Genomic DNA, 18374 nt, shown 5'->3' with positions numbered 1-18374 from the left:
TCTGGATGAACATCATGCGATTCGGCCGGCGCCCAAAATCGTTGCGCAGTGCCAAAGAAGGGGTCTTAATCACTGATCAAGCGCAATCCGAGCAGATAACTGCCGTCATGCAAATTGGTGGTCTCACCGCGTAGATTCAGGTGGATGGTGAGTGCCCCGGCGATGAGTTTCTCGGCCGTCGCCGACGGCAATCCGTAAACCGATTCGAAGAAATCGGCCGTCAGGCCACCCACACAACTGCGGCTGACTTCGCCCTGCTGCGACTCCGGCAATCCGGGCCGCAAATTGTTGGTGCCGTATGAATACGTCGCGGAGGCACTGAGATCGAGCTTGCCGGCGTAGGCCTGCCCGGTGCTCGGATCGATCAACGACGGATCGTCCAACGTGGCCGAATCGATCGTGTAATACGGATCGAAGCGCACACCGCCACCGGTCGTGTAACTCACGACCGTGTTCATGAGGTTGTACAGATAGTGATTGCTGATCAGCGGGCAGACCAGCGTACGGCTGGCGCGCGCCGGCAGCGTCACACTCGACAGATCGCGTATGTCGTAGGCCGCTGGCATGCCCGGCGATACATCGACGCAGCGGTCGTAGCCGGTCACGCTCGCGGAGCAGCCGGCGGTGAACAGCACCGCAGCCGATGCCGCATTGCCCCAGACAACCGGCTTGGGCGTTTTGAGTACGCCCAACAACGACAAACCTTTCGCCGTCGTGGGCGCTTCGATCCGCTGCGGCGGCGTCAGCCTGGCCGCAGCCTGCACGTCGGCCCAGGCTGTCGATTGTGCGCAAAGCGCAGCCGCTCCCCACAACGCCATCAGTGTCGTCGTCTTCATCTTCATCGTCTGCTCCACGTCGTGATCGATCGATGCCGTCAAAGGCCGTTGCTGGCGGTCATCGCCCGACGGATATCCGTCATCAAGGGATGCTGCGCATCGCTGCCCTGCGCTTCGGGCATGTAGTCCTGCGAAATCTCGAACACGATCATTCCGCCCAGCCCCTGGGCTTGAATGAACTGCGCCTTGGCCGCGATGGACTGCGCGGTCTCGAGGCTGACGAAGTGGTCATTACTGTCACCCGCTTCGTCCCTGCCGAGCCACGCCGCGGCCGCCTGACTGTCATAGCCGGCGACGTAGCCGTTCGCCTGCGTGTCGTCGCGCAGGACATCGGCGACGTCCCGGAAGCGCCAGTTGCCATAGTCCGGCGCGCCGCGATCCTGACCGTCTGCAGCCTGAGCGCTGGTATCCCAGCTCTGGCAGGGCTTGCTGACGCCGCCGGTGTCGGTACCGCTGCCGCCTTGCCAATCGACGCCGACGAGTTGCACGCCGATGCCGATGCGCGACGGATCGATACCGGCCGCAACGAAAGCGCTGACGGTACTGTCGATCGCCGGCGGCTTCTGTCCGGTGCTCGCAAACGTGCAGTCGCCGGCGTGCAGCGGCGAGTTGAACCACGTCACCCAGCCCGGATACGGCCCGGCCATCACATAGGTCTGCAGGTTGATCTGATCCAGATCGTTCTGGATCGGCAGCAGCATCTGCGCCAGCGCCGCATAGTCGGAACTGTTGCTGGCGGTGGCGGCCGGATAAGCCAGCAGCAGATGCGTCTGCGGCGAGGCTTCGTCGAGCGCCATGCGCAGCGCATGCAACAAGTCCTGCACCGCCGACACATCGGTCTGCAGATTCACGGATTCCCAGTTGACGTCGACACCGTCGTAAGCGCCGGCCTGCACCGCAGCGACGATCGCATTGACCAGCGCATTGCGATGTTGCGTGTCGGCCGTGGCCTGCTGAAACCCCAACGGCGCATCGACCGACGTGTCGCCGCCGATGCCGAGCAAGACCTTGATGCCCGCCGCATGTGCGGCGCTCACCAGATCGGCGCTCTGTGCCTTGAGGCCGAAAGGATCGGTCAGCGTGCCGACCGTGCCTTCGGTCGCCTGGCTGCTGCCGCTGCCGGCGCGGTGCGCAGGCACCAGCGAGAAGTGGATCACATGCGTCATGGAACTGAACGGCACCGCGCTGACCGGCAGGTCCTGTGCCTTGTATGCGGCGTAGTAGCCATCGACCCAGCCGATCTTCGCCGTCGTTGCGCCGCTGACGGTGACGGTCAGCGAACTCTTCGCCACACCGTCGGCGCCCGTGCACGAGAGCGCGTAGGTGTAGTCACCGGGTCCCGGCGGTGTCACGGTTTTCTGCCCGTGCGTCGGCAAGTCGCCGCTCCACCCCGGATCGTTGCTCATCGCGCTACAACGGCTGACGTCGGACGAGATCCAGCTCAGCGTCACCGAGGCCCCTTGCGCGATGGTGTCGGCTGACGCGCTGAGCGTTGCGCTCGGCGTGGCCGGGGCGCCATCGCCGGACGCGCCGCCACCGCCGCCGCAGGCCGTCAGCATCACCGCACACAGCAGTAACGTCAGCCCCAAGCAGCTGAACCCGCCCAGCACGAGTGACGCCGTCAAGGCCGGCGCATTGAGGGCGCGGTCACTGCCGCGCGCCCGACCACTACCCGCCGTGCCGAAACCACCGGCACGTGACCGCCATGCGGCCATCGCCGCCGAACGTAAACGAATGCAGCCCTTCATGGTGTGCTCCCTGTTCCTGACACCTAGAACGCGAAGCGGCGGCGAAACCGGCCACGTCGCGCCGCTCGGCGACGTGCGCTACCTTTTAAAAGGGGATTGGGGGAAATCGCCTTGAGCGGAACTGACGATGAATCGGCAGCAGATGCGCAACGAATCCATCAGCTGTTCGATGAGCTGTTCGATCTGACGCCTGCGCAGCGCGCCGAGCGGCTCACCGCCCTGTCGGGCGAGCCGGCGCTGGTCGCGGCACTCGATGACATGTTTGCCGTGCCGGACGCGTTTCTCGAACGGCGCCTGGTCGGCACGACCCCCTACAGCTCGCTGAGTGCCGACACCAAGGTCGGCGCATTCCGCGTATTGCGTCTGATCGGCCGCGGCGGCATGGGCGAGGTCTATCTGGCGGAACGATGCGACCCGTCGTTTGCGCAACAGGTGGCGCTGAAGCTGTTGCGCCCCGAAGCGGTCGGCCGCGCCGAGCACTTCCACAATGAACGGCGCATCCTCGCCACACTCGAACATCCCGGCATCGCGCGGCTCGTCGATGGCGGCATCGCCGCCGACGGGCGGCCGTATATGGCGATGGAATACGTCGACGGTGATGACCTGCTGACGCATTGCCGCCATCACGGGCTCGATGTTGCGCAGCGGCTCGCGCTGTTCAGGCAGATTTGCGAAGCGGTCAGTTATGCGCACCGCCATCTCGTCGTCCATCGTGACCTGAAGCCTTCAAACATCCACGTCACCCCCGATGGCCAGATCAAGCTGCTCGATTTCGGCATCGCCCGGCTGCTGGTCGACGATGACGGCGCGACGCACACGCAAGCCCTGCTGACGCCCGACTACGCGGCGCCTGAGCAGATCGAGGGCCGCATTCCGACCACGGCCACCGACGTCTACGCGCTCGGGGCGGTGCTCTACACGCTGCTCAGCGGCCGGCCGCCGTGGCGTGGCGGCCATTCGCTGCCGTCGCTGCTGCAGCGCGCCGAGCGGGCGTTGCCGCCACCGCCGAGCGTCGTCGCCGGCGCGTCTTCCGAAAGTCCGATCAGCGTCGCGCAGATCCGCGGCGATCTCGATGCGATCGTGCTCAAGGCTTTGAGACCGGAAATCGAGCGCCGCTACGCCAGCGCGTCCGCGTTGTGGGACGATCTGGAGCGCCATCTTCAGCTCAAGCCGGTCCATGCTCGCGGCGAGCATCTGAGCTATCGCCTCCGCCGCTTTCTGCGCCGCCGCCGTGGGTGGGTGGCGGCCGGCGCCGTGCTGGCACTGACGGTCGTCGCCGGCGTCAGCGGTATCGTCTGGCAATCCCTGCGTGCGCAACGCGAAGCCGACCGCGCCCAGGCCACGCGTGATTTTCTGATCGGGGTCTTCCGCGCCAGCGATCCCCGCGTCGCGTCCGACAAGCCGCGCGGACAGATCACCGCACGCGAGCTACTCGATCAAAGCGCCGGCCGCATCACCACGCAGTTCGCCAATGATCCGCAGACGGAAATCGAACTGCTCGGCACGGTCGCCGACATCTACGGCGAGCTTGGCGAGACCGATCGATATCACGCGCTGCATCGGCAGCAGATCGAGCTGGCGCGCTCACGGTTCGGCGACCTGCACCCCGCCGTCATCGGCGGCCTGCTCGACGATGCCGAAGAGTGTCTGACGCAACTCGACGACGCCTGCGCGCAACGTTGGCTGGCGCAGGCCGATCGACGCCTGCATCAGGCCGGCGCCGACCAATCCGAGCTGCGCGCGCGCTGGTGGCTACTACGCAGCAACCTGCTGATGCACGACGGACAGATGCAACAACCGCAGGAGCAGGCCTTGCAACAAGCAATCGCGCTGTATGCACGCGTCGCGCCGCAGGCGCCCGGCTACGTGACGGCGCTCAGCAACCTCGGCACGGTCTATGCCGCGCGGCTCGACTATCACCACGCCGCGTCACGCTTCCAGCAGGCACTGGCGGTCAAGGTTCCCGACCTGCGCCGCGACGATGCCGAGCGGCAGACGATCTACGGCAATCTGGCCAGAGCGCTGCAATTTGAGGGCGACATTCGCGGCGCCGAACAGGCCTACGACGAAGTCGTCGACTATGCGCGCCGCACGTACGGCGAACAGGCCCGGCCGTACTGGATTCCCGCGGCGTTTCGCGCGCGCATGATGCATTTGCTCGGCGACCGTCAGCAGGCGATGACGCAATTCGCCGCGCTGATGGCACAGCTCCCCCGTACGCCGTCACCCGCCGATGCCATCGATGCCGCACAGGTCGGCGAGTGGTACGGCAACTGTCTGGCCGCCGAGGGGCGGCCGCTGCCGGCGATCCCGCTGCTCGAAGCTGCAGAGCGGCAGTATCGCCAAGCTGCCGACTACGACTTCGCGCTGCCGCGTGTACGCGCGACGCTGGGCGACGCCTACGACCGAGCCGGCCGCACAGACGACGCGCGGCGCATGCTCAAGCTGGCGCTGGACGAGCGCGTCGCCAAGGACCCGCCGGATTTCCAGCCGGTACTGGCGATCCGCGAACGCTGGGGGCGCTTTCTCCTCGACCACGGCGATACGCGCGGCGCCAAGGCACAGTTCGACGAGGTCATGGCGCAAGCGCACGACCGGCCGCTTTCGCATATCGCGCTCGCGCAGGGCGATCTCGCTCGGGTTGCGCTGATCAGTGGCGACATCGATGGCGCCGTGCACCAGGCCAAAGCTGCAATCGACCGCTTCGATCAGGCGCAGGGTTTCATCGATGTCCGCATGGGGCCTTACCTGTGGCGCATTTACGCCGACGCGCTGAGCACCGCCGGCGATGCCAGCCAGGCTGCGCAGTGGCGTGCCCGGGCGCTGGCCGCCAGCCGCCGCTACGACGCACCGGAAAGCCCGACGACACGCGAATAGACGCTCAGCTTTCGCCGATCTCCCGATACAGCCAGGCCCGTGCGCGAGTCCAGTCGCGGCGCACAGTGCGTTCGCTGCTGCCCATGATTTCCGCTGTCTCGGTTTCGCTGTAGCCAGCGAAGAAACGGCATTCGACGATCTGCGACAAGCGTGGATCGACGCGGTCCAGTTCTTCCAGCGCCTCGCCGAGCCGGATCAGGGTCTCATCGGGGATATCCAGGAGCGCCTCGGCGAACTCCAGCGGCAGCGCGGCTTCGCCGGCGCCGCGCTTGGCGGCGGTCCGCGCCCGCGCACCGTCGATCAGAATCTGCCGCATCGCCGCGGCCGCCGTACGCAGGAAGTGCTGCCGGTCCTGCCAGCCGCCGGCACGCTGCAGCTTGAAATAACTCTCATGGATCAGGGCCGTGGTCTGCAGCGTCATCGGCTGCCCCACCCGCAGACGCTCGGCATGGGCGATACGGCGCAGATCGCGATAGAGCTCGCTGATCAGCGTATCGGCACCGGCATCCGGGATCGGGGCTTCCATGACCGCAGTGTGCCGCAAGCGCGGCGGCCGATATAGGTCTTTTATGCGCCCGGTGGCCGCTTTCGCCGCGGTATTGCGTTCCTGAGTCTAACGGCCTCATCCGAGCGCCTCTTCAGGGAGCGGGAAATGACAGGGATCAAGACGGCACACCAGTGCCCGACGCCAGCGACAACGATCTTCGGACCCACCCGGAGGCGCTCATGGATAGGCGCCATCCTGCTGCTGATCGCGACGCCCGTATTGGCGACACCATCGCCGGGCACGCTGCTTTACAGCGTGCCGTTCGGCGACGCCGACGCGACCAATCGTTACCCGGATGTGGCCATCGCACCGGATGGCAGTTTCGTCACGGCCTGGCTGATTCCGGGGGGGCAGGTCTGGGCACAACACTTCGCCGCAGGCGGTACGCCGCGCGGCGACGCGTTTCAGGTCGGCACCACCGCCGGAAACTCACTGGAAGGCTTACCGTCGATCGCCTTCGACGCCGACGGTGGCTATGCGATCGGTTGGATCACCTCAGCGATGGGATACAAGCTCGCGCTTTACGATGCGGACGATCAGCTTCGCACCGCACTACCCCAGGCGCTTGTGAATTCCGGCACCTTGTTCTCTGCACGCCTGGCGATGGACGCACAGGGCAATTTAGCGGTCGCGTCGCTGGTCAGGGCGGCCGATCAGCAGAGCCACTCGGTCCGCATCCGTCACATTGAAGCGGACGGCACGCGCGGCGCGGACACTCAACTCGACGACCACTCGACGGGCATCCTGCTCGATGTCGCATCGAACGCCAGCGGCGCGACAGTCGTGGTCTGGGGGCATAGCGATGCCGATGCAGACGGCAATACCGAATGGCAGATTCTGGCCCAACGCCTGAACGCGGACGGCACGCCGCTGGGCGCTCCCATCCCGGTCAATCCGCAGCCCTCGCCGACGACACTCGACAAGCCGGTCGTCGCCGTCGATGCGCTGGGGGCGTTCGTCGTTGCATGGCGCAAACCCTCGCCCTCCGGTGATCTGCTGGCGCGCCGCTTCGACGCGTCCGGAACCGCGTTGGGGGATCCCTGGGTCGTCAACACGCCGGACTCGACCGACATCTTCTCGAACTTCGAATTCTATCCGTCGATTGCCATGCGCCCTCAAGGCGACTTCGCCATCGCTTGGGTCGGCGGAAGCGGACCGCGAGTTCATACACGCCTTTACGGCGCCGATGGCAACAGCATCGGCGCCGAACATCCCGCGATGATCAGTACATCGGCCCCGTCTGCGGCCATGGACCGCGACGGCAATGTCGTCGTGGCCAGTGAGAACTGGACCGGTGCAGGCTTTGGCCAAGTGCAGCGCTTCGCCAGCACCGAGGACATCGACCTCAACGCCGCATTGCAAGGCAGCCGGGCGACGGCCGCCGCGGGCCAGGAGATCGACTACACCCTGTTCATCGACAACCGGCATGCCGCCGCCACCGAGACGGTGCCCGGCCAGTCGACGGGACTGACGGCCGACGTCTCGCTGTCCGGCGCGGCCTTCGACAACGCGAACGGCCCGGGCTGGACCTGTTCAGGCACCGGTCCCGTGCACTGCCGCTACGAGGCCGTCATTGCGCCCGGTGGCACCGCGGCCGCGCTGACGATTGCGGCGCGCGCCGCCCCCGGCGTGGCCGCCGCCACCGCCAGCGCCCGCATCAACGGCGACCAATACGACCGCAACGCCGGCAACGATCTGGCGACGACGAGCACGAGCGTCGACAGCGGCACGGTCCTGCCCGGCAGCGTGCAATTCGGCGCAGCGAATTACAGCGTTGCCGAAAACGGCGGCGCTGCCGTCGTGACCGTCAGCCGCATCGGCGGCAGCGATGGCGACATCAGCGTGCATGTGCGAACCGCGGACCACGAGGCCCTCGCCGGCAGCGACTACGGGGCTGTCGATCTCACCCTGAACTGGCCGGACGGTGACGCCGCGCCGCAGACGATCAGCGTCCCCATCATCGACGATCAGACGGCCGAGCCGAGCAAGACGTTTGCGTTGTCGCTCGACACCCCGAGCGGCGGCGCCACGCTGGGCGCACCGATCACGTCGACGGTCACCATCCTCGACGACGACGCGCCCCCAGCCGCTGCACACGGCACGATCGCCTTCAGCACCGCCAGCTACAGCGCTGCCGAAGGGGCGCAAGGCGAGCTGGTCGTATTGCGCACGAATGGCAGCGACGGCGTGGCCAGCGTCGACTTCACGACCAGCGGCGGCAACGCGGTCGACGGCCAGGACTACACCGCCGTCAGCGGCGCGCTGACCTGGGCGGACGGTGACGACACGCCAAAGCGCATCCTCGTGCCGACCACCGACAACAGCACGGTGGAGCCCGACAGAACCGTCAACGTGACGCTGAACCATGCCCAGGGCGCCACACTCGACACCCCGGCCGGCGCGACGCTCACCATCGTCAACGACGACTTCGCCCCGACCGAACCCATCGTCGTCAAAGACTCCGGCGGTGGCGCCTTCGGCACACTCTCGCTGCTGATCCTGGCGGGGTTCGGCTTGCTGCGGCGTCGCGCGGGATGAGCGGCCGCGAACATAGCCGGCGCCCGCCCTGGGGCTGGTCATTGGCCACGGCCGGTCTGCTGCTGAGCGTCACGGCCGGCGCCCAGGCGCTTCCTGCGGCGTCGGCCGCCGCACCGGCGCGGGCCTGGAGCGATCACCTCTACCTGGGCCTTCAGGCCGGCCGCTCGCAAACCGGGCGACGCAGCGACCAGATCGAACAGGACTTGTCGTCGGAAGGAACCGCAGCGATCGCGGGTGTCGACCGCTCCTCGTTTCTCTGGTCGCTGTACGGCGGCTACCGCATCACGCCGTTCGTTGCCGCCGAGCTGGGCTACACGAACCTCGGCGCCTACGACATCGCCGTCGTCAGCGCACCGGGAACCGATCCGGTGGCCCTGACCCAGCGCGTGGCCGCAGCACGCCCCGTCGCCGGTGACGCCGTCTACCTCGCAATGCGCCTCGATGGTCCGCGCTACCGCGCCTTGCACCTGCAAGCCCGCAGCGGCACTTTCTACTGGCGAGACACAAGACACTACGAGGTCGATGGACATCGCATCGGTGGCAACCGCGACGGCTTCGGCATTCTGCTCGGCGCCTCGCTGATGCTCGATCTGGGCACCCATCTGTCGGTCGGCACCGGCGTCGAACTGTATCGACCGACGCAAGACAACGGCGTACGCGCCTGGAGCAGTCGGATCGAGTGGCGTTTCTAGGCAGCGGTCTGGCGCACCGCGACGATCTCGTACTCGACCTCGCCGACCGGCAGGTGAACTTTCACCGAATCGCCTTCGGCGCGGCCGAGCAATGCGCGGGCGACCGGAGAGTCGACGCTGATCCAGCCGCGTGAGGTATCGGTCTCGTCCGCGCCGACGATGCGGAAGTGGCGGGCCTCGCCGTCCTCGTCGGCGACTTCAACCCAGACGCCGAAGAACACGCGTCCGTCGCCGCGCGCCTGAGGCTCGACCACTTTCACGTCCTCCAGCCGCCGCGTCAGATACTTGAGCCGCGCATCGATCTCGCGCAGCTCCTTCTTGCGGTACTGGTATTCGGCGTTCTCGCTGCGATCACCCTCGGCAGCAGCCGCAGACAATGCGCGCACGACCTCCGGCCGGCGCACCCGCCACAACTGTTCGAACTCCGCTTTCAGCCGTGCGTGGCCTTCGGCGGTGATGTACGGCGATGATTTCTCGGACGGCGGACGCCAACGGGACATGGGCAGCAAAGCGCAACGGATCTAAAACCACAGATTACACAGATGACACAGAGAAAAAACGTAAAAATGCTTCATGCCGATGTCTGTGAAATCTGTGAAATCTGTGAAATCTGTGGTTGAAGCTGTTTTTCAGCCGACGCGCGGCAGATCGTCGGGCAGGAAGAAGTCCGGGGCAAGCTGCGATTCGGGGGTGCCGGGCACGGCGGCGTATGACGAAAAGTCGCGCACGCCCGCTTCGTGCAGGACGATATCGTCGATGCAGAAGTTGCCGCTGAATTCGCGGGACGGCTTGCAAAGCATGATGTGCGCCGCGTCGGCCATGATCTCCGGCGTGCGCGAGGCTTTCATCGCCGCGTCGCCACCGACCATCTTGATCGCGGCGGTGGCGATGGCGGTACGCGGCCACAGCGAATTGACGGCGATGCCGTCTCGGCGGAACTCCTCGGCCCAGCCCAGCGTGCACAGGCTCATGCCGTACTTGGCCATCGAATAGGCGACGTGCGGTGCGAACCACTTGGTGCGCATGTCGAGCGGCGGCGACAACGTCAGGATGTGCGGGTTGCTGGCCCGCTTCAGATGCGGGATGCAATGGCGGCCGGCCATGTAGGTGCCGCGCGCATTGATGCCGTTCATCAAGTCGTACTTCTTCATATCGGTCGCCAACGTGCCGGTCAGCGAAATCGCGCTGGCATTGTTGACGAGGATGTCGATGCCGCCGAAGGTCGATGCGGTCTGCTCGACGGCCGCCGCCAGCTGCGCTTCGTCGCGCAGGTCGCAGAGGATCGGCAGCGCCTTGCCACCGGCGCGCTCGATCTCCTCGGCCGCGCTGTAGATCGTGCCGGGCAGCTTCGGATGCGGATCGGCAGTCTTGGCGGCAATCGCAACGTTGGCGCCGTCACGCGCAGCACGAACCGCGATCGCCAGACCGATCCCGCGCGACCCACCGGTAATGAACAGCGTCTTGCCTTTCAAGCTCACAGTGCTCTCCTCATATTGAAGCCGGTCCGGATGGCCAGCCTTGTCCTGGTGCAGATCGTAGCGGCGATTGCGGCGCCTGTCGGCCCTGGCCGTGGCGGACGTCCGGTCACGATCGGCGGACGCCGGGGAATCGTGCCGCAGCGCAGCGGCGCGCAGACTGCGTTGCGGATGCCCCTGGAGCTTGAGCCGATGCCCGTTGCCGTCAAAACACCGTTCGGACGAGGTCTAGTCGTGATGCTGCTGACCGCCCTGCTTGGCGCTGCCGGCAGTGCGCGCGCAGCACCGTCAGACCGGCCGCTGCCAGCGTTCACGCACACGTCGCGCGCCGACTGGCTCAACTCGGCGCCGCTGACCGTTGCCGACCTGAAAGGCCATGTCACACTCGTCGATTTCTGGGCCTTCGAGTGCTGGAACTGCTATCACACGACGCCGTGGCTCAATGCGCTCAATGCCCGCTACCAGACGCGCGGCCTGACGATCGTCAGCGTTCACACACCGGAATTGCCGATCGAGCGGCAGCGCGATCGTCTGCTCGCCAAGGTCGACGAATTCCACATCGAAAATCCCGTGATGATCGACAACGACGGCTCGTACTGGCGAGCGCTCGGCAATCAATACTGGCCGGCGTTCTACCTCATCGACCGCCAGGGCATCGTCCGCGATGTATTCGTCGGCGAGACCCATGCCGGCGACCGTCGCGCGCGAGCGATCGAAGCACGCATCGACGCCTTGCTCGCCGAATCACCTTGACCCGCATCGCCGCTATTGCAGCATCGCCGTGGCACGCGCCAGACGCTCGGCCTGGATCCGGTTGAGGTTGCGCAGCACCAGGGCCGCAACGCGCGGGTAACGAATACGCAGGCGCTCGATGTCCTGCGAGTCGAAACGCAGCAGACGCACGTCGGTGGTCGCCTGCACGTTCGCCGTGCGGCGCTGGCCGAAGTAGCCCGCCTCGCCGACCGTCGCGCCGCGGCCCAGCGTCGTCAGGTGCTTGTGCTCGCCGTGCCGATCGACCCAAACCTCGAGCTGGCCGTCGACCACCACATAGATGTCGCGCGCCTGATCGCCTTCCTCGATGACGCGCGTGCCCGGCGCATGCTTCTCGAGCTTGGACATCAGCGCGAACACGCGCGCCTGGCGCAGCGACAGTCCGGACAACAGCGGAATCGTGTGCTGTGGCGACTCGCCGAGATCGACGCGCAGCAGATCCCAGAACGTGACGATGCGCAGCTTCGAGCCCAACGCCGGCGTCAACGTGATGTTCATGATCCACGCCAGAAACAGCGTGAATGCCGACAGCAAGCCGAACTGCACCTGTGTCGACAAGGTGCTGCCGGCAAACGCGAGGAAGCCCGAGCACAGCGCGATCGTGCTCAGCGTCACCGGCCGCAGCACCGCGCCCAGCGCACTGGCCACAGCCGGCCCTTCGTCGGCACCGGCGCGTGCGTCGGCATTGAAGCGCGCAAGAAACTGGATGGTGTCGTCGACGGCGATGCCGATGACGATGCAGGCGATCAGACAGGTGGTCGGCGACAACGCGATGTCGAGCAGGCCCAGCGTGCCGAAGTAGATCGCCACCGGCACCACGGTCGGCAGCAGCGCAATGAAACCGGCACGCGGCGACGAGAACATCGCCGACAGCAGCAGCCAGATCGCGACGCTGGCGATGACGATCGAATAGAACTGCCCGGAGACGATCTCCTGCACGGTGCGCGTCGCCAGGATCGGCGAGCCGGTGACGACGCCATTGAGCGGCGGCGGCATCGTCGCCAGTCGCTCGCTGATGCGCTTGGACAAGGCATCGACCTGACGCGAGCCGTCGACCTTGATGCGCAAGGTGATCGCCGCCGAGCGGAATTGCGGGTCGACGACGTGGCGAATCGCATCGCCGCCACCAAAGATCAGCAACTGTTTGATCGCCGCGGCGCTGTCGGGGATCGCATAGTGCTGTGGATCGTCGCCGTTGAACGCGCGGTTGAGCAGCTTGAGATGATCGACGTACGACACGACCGAACCGACTTCCGGCTGGCGGCGCAACCATTGTTCGAGTTCGTCGAGCCGTGCGACCTGCGCCGGATCCGTCAACGCGTCGTTGACGTGCGTGTCGATGAAGATCGAGATGACGTTGGCGCCGTTGAAGTCGGCATTGATGCGCTCGTAGTCGCGACGCACCACCGAGCTTTGCGGGAAGCTCTTGCTGAACTCGGCGCCGGCGTGGATGCGCAAAGCGAGCAAGGCGTCGACCGGAATCAGCAGCAATGCGATGGCGATGATCAGCGTCCGATGGCGCTGATCGAAGGCCGCCAGCCAGCGCGCGGCGCCGGCGAACCAGCGCGTCGCCGACGGCGCCCGCGTATCGCGCGCGCAGCGGCTGACGGCCAGCAGTGACGGCAGGAACGTCAGCGTCAGGATCATCCCGATCACCGAACCGGCCGCTGCCAGGACTGCGAAGTTGCGAATCGCCGGCAGGCTGCTGATCAGCAGCGACAGAAAGCTTGCGGCGGTCGTCGCGCCCGACAACATCAGGCCGATGCCGGCGCGGTTGATCACCCAGCGCGTGCGCGCGTGCCCATGACCGATCCACGGCTTGGCGAACGAATCGTAGAACGCCGACAGCAGATAAATGGTGTACGACAGCCCCAGCGTCACGACCAGTGCCGGCACGATCGCCGTGACCAGATTGAACGGCATGCGCAGCAGCACGGCGACCGCCAGCGTGCCGACCAGCGTCAGACCCACCGTCAGCGTCGACGCCAGCGTCGCCCGCCAGTCGCGGAACGCGACGAACAGCAGCACGACGATGATCGCGAACACCGTCGGCACGGTGAACTTCAGCGCATCGATCAAGGCCCGCGCGGTCGCTGCGGCGCCGATCGGCCGGCCGGTGATCCACAGCGGCGCATCGCCGACCACTTCATGCGTCAGCGCACGAATCCGTCCGGGATAGTCGGCCGCCATGAACGCGCGCGCATCGAGATCGCCCATCAGGATCGCGAACGCCGCCTGGCGTCCGTCGCTCGACGCCAGCGTGTTGCGGAACAGCGGGCTGGCGGCGATGCGTTGCGCAAAGCCGGCGATGCGCTCGGGATGCTCGCGTGCCTGCTGCGTGAACGTGCTGACATCGAGATCGTCGCCGTCGGCAACCGGGTTGGGCACCGTCGCCAGCGAGATCACGCCCGCCGCGCCGGGCAGCTTCTGATAGCGACGCGTCAGCGCCTCGACCTTGGCCATGCCGGCCGGCGTGTACAGATCGTCGAGCTGCACGGCGACGATCACGGCATCGCTGTCGCCGAACTGGCGGCGCATGCGATCGTAGAGCGCACGCTCGGCATTGTTCGGCGGCAACAGACGCTCGATCGACGGGTCGATCGCCAGACGCAATCCGTGCGTCTTCGGATCGATCAGCAGCAAGGTCGCGGCAATGCCGAGCAGCGCCGTGATCAGCAATACCGTCCACGGCCGCGTCGCGATCCAGGCAATCAGGCGCTGCATCGCAACTCCGTGCCGCGCAGGCGGGCGCTCATCAGTTGCCGACGTAGAACGTGCCGGGATTGAACAAACGGCCGGCCAGCGAATCGTCGGCCTGCACGTCGAGCACCTTGAGGATCGTCTGCGTCTTCTGCGACAGGTCCTGCACGCGCAGTTGCGAGGCGTACCAGTACGCGCCGTCCTGGCGTACATCCTTGGGGTCGACGCTCAGGCGCTTGCGCACGGTCTGGCCCTCGTAGAAATCGACGCGCAGCGCCACACAGTGCTGGGCATCGACCCAGGCCTGCACGCGACTGAACTTGGCGCTCTCGCCGTCGCCGGGCGTGACGCTGAGCACATGCACGGCACGACCGTCGAGCGTCGTGTCCGGCTCCAGCGTCGGCTGACGCCCGTCGAAGACATTGCCGATCTGCTTGATGTCGGCATAGGACAGATCCGTGCCCCACAACGAACCGTCGACCGCACCGCCGGTGATGCGGCGCACCTTCTGCAGTGCCGGCATGTACATGTACATCTCGTCGCCGCTGTCACGCTCGCGCAGCAGATACGAGGCGCCGGCCAGATCGGACGGCGATGAAATGCGGATCATCGCGCGCAGGCGGTCGTCTTCGCGCGTTGCATAGAAGCGGCCGTGCAGCGTCCGCGTGTGACCTTCGGCATCGCTGGCGTCGAGCTGGACCTGCCGCACCGTCAGCGACTTCGGCACATTGGCGCGCATGCAGGCGGTGATCGAGTCGGCCGTCGCCGCGATTGCTTGCGGTCCCCAGGCCGTCGCCAGGGCCAACAGGCCCACGCTGATTGTCTTTTTCATCTCACTCCCCGGTCCGTGCGGGTGGCCGATGCCCCGCCACCGCTCCCTGATTCTCGCATTGTCGGCCCGGCCGGCGCTCAGGCCGGCACGTCAGCGCCACCAGAGACCGCCGGCCAATGCGCAAACGGCGGTTGCTCGGCATAGGCCTGCGCACCGATCGCGACGAAACCGGCGCGGGCCCGCTCGGCCAGCGCCGCGGCGTTGGCCGGATCATGCTGCGCCTCGGCCAGCGACAGCCACGGCCGCAAGCCGTCGGCGCCGGTGAAATCCAGTAGTTCGCGAACGCGCTGCAACGCCGTGCCGATCTCGTCACGCGAAGCCGAGTCGCCGACACCCCGCAACCACACCAGCAGCGCCAGGATTTCCCAAACGCGCGAGCCCGCAGCGCGCGCGCTGTGACATGCCTGCTGTGCCAGCTGCCGTGCCACGGCGTCGTGCTCCGACAGTTGTTCAACCAGCGCCAGTGTTGCCAGCGTCGGCGCCTGATAGGCATGCGCCAGCGCGCCGGGCGCCGTGGCCGGCAGTGCCTCGCGCAAGGCGTCGACCGCCTCGTCGCATTGCTCGTCGAGGGCCAGCGCCAGGCCATAGGCGCGCAGCGCCAGCGCACGCAGAAACGGGCTGCCGGCGTCAGCGGCAATGCGCATGCCGGTCTCGGCGGCCGGCAGCGCCGCCGAAAACTCGCCGCTGAGCAGCGCCAGATCGACCAGGCCCTGATGCATCCAGCTCATCGCACGGCCATTTTCGACCGCCGCCACCTGCATCGCATCGCGCAGATGCGTGCGCGCCGCGTCGAGCTGTCCCATCCAGCCGATCATCATTCCGTAATACGCGCGCGACATGTAGTTCTCGGCGTCGACCGGCCGGCTGCGCCAGTCGTCACCGGCGCGATCGAGCAGCGTCAGCACCTGGCGCAGCCGACCGGCGCCGTGAAACGACATCAGCACCGTCAGCCGGAAGCGGTTGATCAGAGCCGCCTGCCCGGAGGCCATGGCCCGGGTCACGGCTTGCTCGTGAATCTGTGCGGCGGCATCGGCGCGGCCCAGATACAGCTGGCGATTGCCGTACGACAGCTGCAGCTCGATCTGTCCGGCGGCATCGGTGGCGGCCAAGCTTTGCGCGTCGCGGTACGCACGCTCGATCTCGTCATCGTCGACCGCCGAGAACTGCGACAGACGGATCAACATCGCACGCCCGCGCACACCAGCAGCGCGGACCTGCAGATCGTCGCCAGCGCGATCCAGATCGGCGATCGCGGTGCGGCACAGCTCGGTGGCCGTATCGAAATTGCGCGCCTGCATCCACTGCGCAGCGTGCAGCCCCCAGCGACCGGCGCGCGCCATCTCGCCGGCGCGGCGCCAGTGATACGCGATCGCCGTCGCCGCCTCGCAGGGCTGCTCGGAGACCTCATGCGGCGCATCGGCCGCGCCGTGTCGCCGTTCGAGCAGGCCGGCCAGCGTCGCGTGCACGGCGCGGCGTGCGACATCGAGCTGTGTGCGATAGGCCACGTCCTGCAGCAACGGGTGCACGAAGCTCCAGTGATCGGCCTCGGCGCGCACCAGGCCGGCGTCGGCCAGCGCCTGCAACTGCGCCTCGACCGCATGCAAGTCCTCGCGCGCAGCCGCGGCCAACAGCGCCGCATCGAATTGCTGGCCGATCACCGCCGCGGTCTGCAGCAGCGCGCGCAGCGCCGGTGCCAGCCGGTCGATGCGCGCCGCCAGCAGCGCCTGCACGCTGTCGGGTAGTGGCCATGCATCGAGCGCACGTCCCAGTGTCCAGGCTCGTGGCGTGCCCTGCAGCCAACCGCCGTCCGCCAGCGCCAGCACCGCTTCCTCGACGAAATACGGGTGCCCGGCGGCTCGCGTCACCAAGGTGTCGACGATCGCTTGCAGCGACGGATGGGGGCCAAGCAACGTGCTCGCCAGCGCGCGCAGGTCGGCGTCGTCGAGCGCGCGCAGCCGCAACGTCTCGTCCACCTCAATACGCGCCAGCACAGCCTGCGGCCGGTAGTTCAGCAGCAGCAGACACGACGCGCGCCGCGCCGCCTGCGCCAGACGTTCGAGAAAGGCCTCGGTCGCCGGGTCGAGAAAATGCAGATCCTCGACCAGCAGCACCTTGCGCGGTCCGCAACACAGATATTCGGCCAGCAGATCGAGCATGCGTGCCTGCAGATCCGCTGGCGCCTCCACCGCGCCACGCAGCGGCGCCTCGGCGATACCGAGGAACTCAAGCACCTGCGGCAGCATCTGCACCGCTTCCGAGCCCTCCAGCGCCAGCGCGCCGGCAATCCACTGCCGGGCCTGTGCGTCGTCGGCCGTGGCCGGCACCCCGAGACGACTGCGCAGCAGTTCACGCACCGGCAGCAGCGGCACGCGGCGCGCGTACGGCACGGCGCTGCAGCGATGCACGACAATGCCGTCGCGCGCGCACTGTTCGGTGAACTCATGGCACAAGCGCGACTTGCCGAGGCCCGCGTCGCCGACCACGGCCAGCACCCGCCCACGACCGTCGCTCACGGCCTGCAGCGCGGCGCGCAGACGCTCGAACTCGTGCTGCCGCCCGAGGAAGGGCGAATCGCTGCGCGCCAAGCTCCGTCGCAGACGCGCGGGCGAGCGTTCGACCGCTTCGAGTTCGAACACCGCCTGCGGCTGGTCGTAACCGGGCAGCTGCGCCGCGCCCAGCGCGCGTAGCCGGCAATACCCTTCGAGCTGCCGGGCGCTGGCCTGCGACACGTAAACGCGCCCCGGCTCGCAGAGGCTTTCAAGGCGCGCCGCCAGATGCACGGTCGGCCCTTGCGCGGTGTAGTCCTGCCGCAGATCGTCGCCGATGCGGCCGACCACGACTTCGCCGCTGTTGAGGCCGATCCGCATCGACAGGTTGAGTCCGTGCGCCAGGCGCAGATCGTCGGCATAGCGACGCACGAGCTGCTGCATGTCGAGCGCCGCCAGCGCTGCGTGCAGGGCGTGGTCCTCGAGCGCCAGCGGTGCCCCGAACAGGGCCATGACGCCGTCGCCGGTATATTGGTTGATGGTGCCGTCGTAGCGATGCACAGCCTGACCGAGCAACGTGAAAACGCGGTCGAGCACCGCGTGCCAGCGTTCCGCACCGGCTTGCTCGGCAAGCCGCGTCGAGCCCTTGATGTCGGCAAACAGCACCGTGACCTGCTTGCGCTCGCCGGCAATGCCCGCCGAGCGCAGCGCGCCATCGCGAAGGTGGGGCGGCGTATAGGCAGCGACCGCCGGCGCCGCACCGTCGTCGCCCAAGCGCGTGCCGCACTGATTGCAGTAACGCGCATCGACCGCGTTTTGCGCGTGACAGCTCGTACAGGCCTTCATCGTCGCGACTCCTCCCCCGCTTGTCT

General features: G+C 67.1%; 12 protein-coding genes. 4 read left to right on the top strand and 8 right to left on the bottom strand.

Going from position 1 to position 18374, the window contains the following annotated elements; genetic code table 11:
- Positions 1–65 precede the first annotated feature (65 nt).
- On the bottom strand, positions 66–842 hold the full coding sequence (locus tag G7Y82_RS15500) for a hypothetical protein (RefSeq protein ID WP_168149044.1): 777 nt from the start codon (positions 840–842) through the stop codon (positions 66–68).
- Between the two features lie 32 nt (positions 843–874).
- The gene (locus tag G7Y82_RS15495; RefSeq protein ID WP_168149043.1) at positions 875–2584 is read right to left on the bottom strand and encodes a glycosyl hydrolase family 18 protein; all 1710 of its coding nucleotides are present in this window, start codon (positions 2582–2584) and stop codon (positions 875–877) included.
- Between the two features lie 111 nt (positions 2585–2695).
- Here G7Y82_RS15495 and G7Y82_RS15490 point away from each other — a divergent pair, with 111 nt between their 5' ends.
- Positions 2696–5461 carry a serine/threonine-protein kinase gene (locus G7Y82_RS15490; RefSeq protein WP_168149042.1) on the top strand — a complete coding sequence of 922 codons (2766 nt, stop codon included), beginning with the start codon at positions 2696–2698 and terminating at the stop codon, positions 5459–5461.
- A gap of 4 nt (positions 5462–5465) precedes the next feature.
- Here G7Y82_RS15490 and G7Y82_RS15485 read toward each other — a convergent pair whose 3' ends face one another.
- Complete coding sequence (locus G7Y82_RS15485; RefSeq protein ID WP_168149041.1) at positions 5466–5987, bottom strand: ECF-type sigma factor; 522 nt, start codon at positions 5985–5987, stop codon at positions 5466–5468.
- Between the two features lie 126 nt (positions 5988–6113).
- Between G7Y82_RS15485 and G7Y82_RS15480 the strand changes: the two genes are divergently transcribed.
- Positions 6114–8546: a Calx-beta domain-containing protein gene (locus G7Y82_RS15480; protein ID WP_168149040.1), complete on the top strand. Its 2433-nt coding sequence runs from the start codon at positions 6114–6116 to the stop codon at positions 8544–8546.
- A complete protein-coding gene (locus G7Y82_RS15475; protein ID WP_168149039.1) occupies positions 8543–9238 on the top strand; it encodes a hypothetical protein in 696 nt (231 codons plus the stop codon). The genes G7Y82_RS15480 and G7Y82_RS15475 overlap by 4 nt, the downstream gene beginning before the upstream one ends.
- Here the strand turns inward: G7Y82_RS15475 and greB are convergent.
- Both greB and G7Y82_RS15465 read right to left on the bottom strand, forming a co-directional pair.
- A complete protein-coding gene (greB, locus tag G7Y82_RS15470) occupies positions 9235–9738 on the bottom strand; it encodes a transcription elongation factor GreB (protein WP_168149038.1) in 504 nt (167 codons plus the stop codon). The two genes, G7Y82_RS15475 and greB, sit on opposite strands and share 4 nt — an antisense overlap.
- A 129-nt stretch (positions 9739–9867) precedes the next feature.
- Entirely contained in the window at positions 9868–10716 is an 849-nt protein-coding gene (locus tag G7Y82_RS15465; RefSeq protein WP_168149037.1) for an SDR family oxidoreductase, read from the bottom strand.
- Between the two features lie 234 nt (positions 10717–10950).
- Here G7Y82_RS15465 and G7Y82_RS15460 point away from each other — a divergent pair, with 234 nt between their 5' ends.
- Complete coding sequence (locus G7Y82_RS15460) at positions 10951–11466, top strand: redoxin family protein (RefSeq protein WP_240954351.1); 516 nt, start codon at positions 10951–10953, stop codon at positions 11464–11466.
- Between the two features lie 12 nt (positions 11467–11478).
- Here G7Y82_RS15460 and G7Y82_RS15455 read toward each other — a convergent pair whose 3' ends face one another.
- From G7Y82_RS15455 to G7Y82_RS15445, 3 genes are all read right to left on the bottom strand, one after another.
- Positions 11479–14208: an MMPL family transporter gene (locus G7Y82_RS15455; RefSeq protein WP_206370751.1), complete on the bottom strand. Its 2730-nt coding sequence runs from the start codon at positions 14206–14208 to the stop codon at positions 11479–11481.
- A 31-nt stretch (positions 14209–14239) separates the two neighbouring features.
- Entirely contained in the window at positions 14240–15016 is a 777-nt protein-coding gene (locus tag G7Y82_RS15450) for an outer membrane lipoprotein-sorting protein (RefSeq protein WP_168149035.1), read from the bottom strand.
- A gap of 77 nt (positions 15017–15093) precedes the next feature.
- Positions 15094–18348, bottom strand: coding sequence for an adenylate/guanylate cyclase domain-containing protein (locus G7Y82_RS15445; RefSeq protein ID WP_168149034.1), 3255 nt, complete (start codon positions 18346–18348; stop codon positions 15094–15096).
- Positions 18349–18374: the final 26 nt, after the last annotated feature.

Origin of the sequence: Solimonas marina (assembly GCF_012241385.1) — a bacterium.
Lineage (GTDB): Bacteria > Pseudomonadota > Gammaproteobacteria > Nevskiales > Nevskiaceae > Solimonas > Solimonas marina.
This window is presented reverse-complemented; position numbering and strand designations above follow the sequence as displayed.

Bases quoted from the DNA above. Each gene is read 5' to 3' on its own strand.
- G7Y82_RS15500 (WP_168149044.1), bottom strand. From the start codon at position 842: ATGAAGATGAAGACGACGACACTGATGGCGTTGTGGGGAGCGGCTGCG.
- G7Y82_RS15495 (WP_168149043.1), bottom strand. From the start codon at position 2,584: ATGAAGGGCTGCATTCGTTTACGTTCGGCGGCGATGGCCGCATGGCGG.
- G7Y82_RS15485 (WP_168149041.1), bottom strand. From the start codon at position 5,987: ATGGAAGCCCCGATCCCGGATGCCGGTGCCGATACGCTGATCAGCGAG.
- G7Y82_RS15480 (WP_168149040.1), top strand. From the start codon at position 6,114: ATGACAGGGATCAAGACGGCACACCAGTGCCCGACGCCAGCGACAACG.
- G7Y82_RS15475 (WP_168149039.1), top strand. From the start codon at position 8,543: ATGAGCGGCCGCGAACATAGCCGGCGCCCGCCCTGGGGCTGGTCATTG.
- greB (WP_168149038.1), bottom strand. From the start codon at position 9,738: ATGTCCCGTTGGCGTCCGCCGTCCGAGAAATCATCGCCGTACATCACC.
- G7Y82_RS15460 (WP_240954351.1), top strand. From the start codon at position 10,951: ATGCTGCTGACCGCCCTGCTTGGCGCTGCCGGCAGTGCGCGCGCAGCA.
- G7Y82_RS15455 (WP_206370751.1), bottom strand. From the start codon at position 14,208: ATGCAGCGCCTGATTGCCTGGATCGCGACGCGGCCGTGGACGGTATTG.
- G7Y82_RS15450 (WP_168149035.1), bottom strand. From the start codon at position 15,016: ATGAAAAAGACAATCAGCGTGGGCCTGTTGGCCCTGGCGACGGCCTGG.
- G7Y82_RS15445 (WP_168149034.1), bottom strand. From the start codon at position 18,348: ATGAAGGCCTGTACGAGCTGTCACGCGCAAAACGCGGTCGATGCGCGT.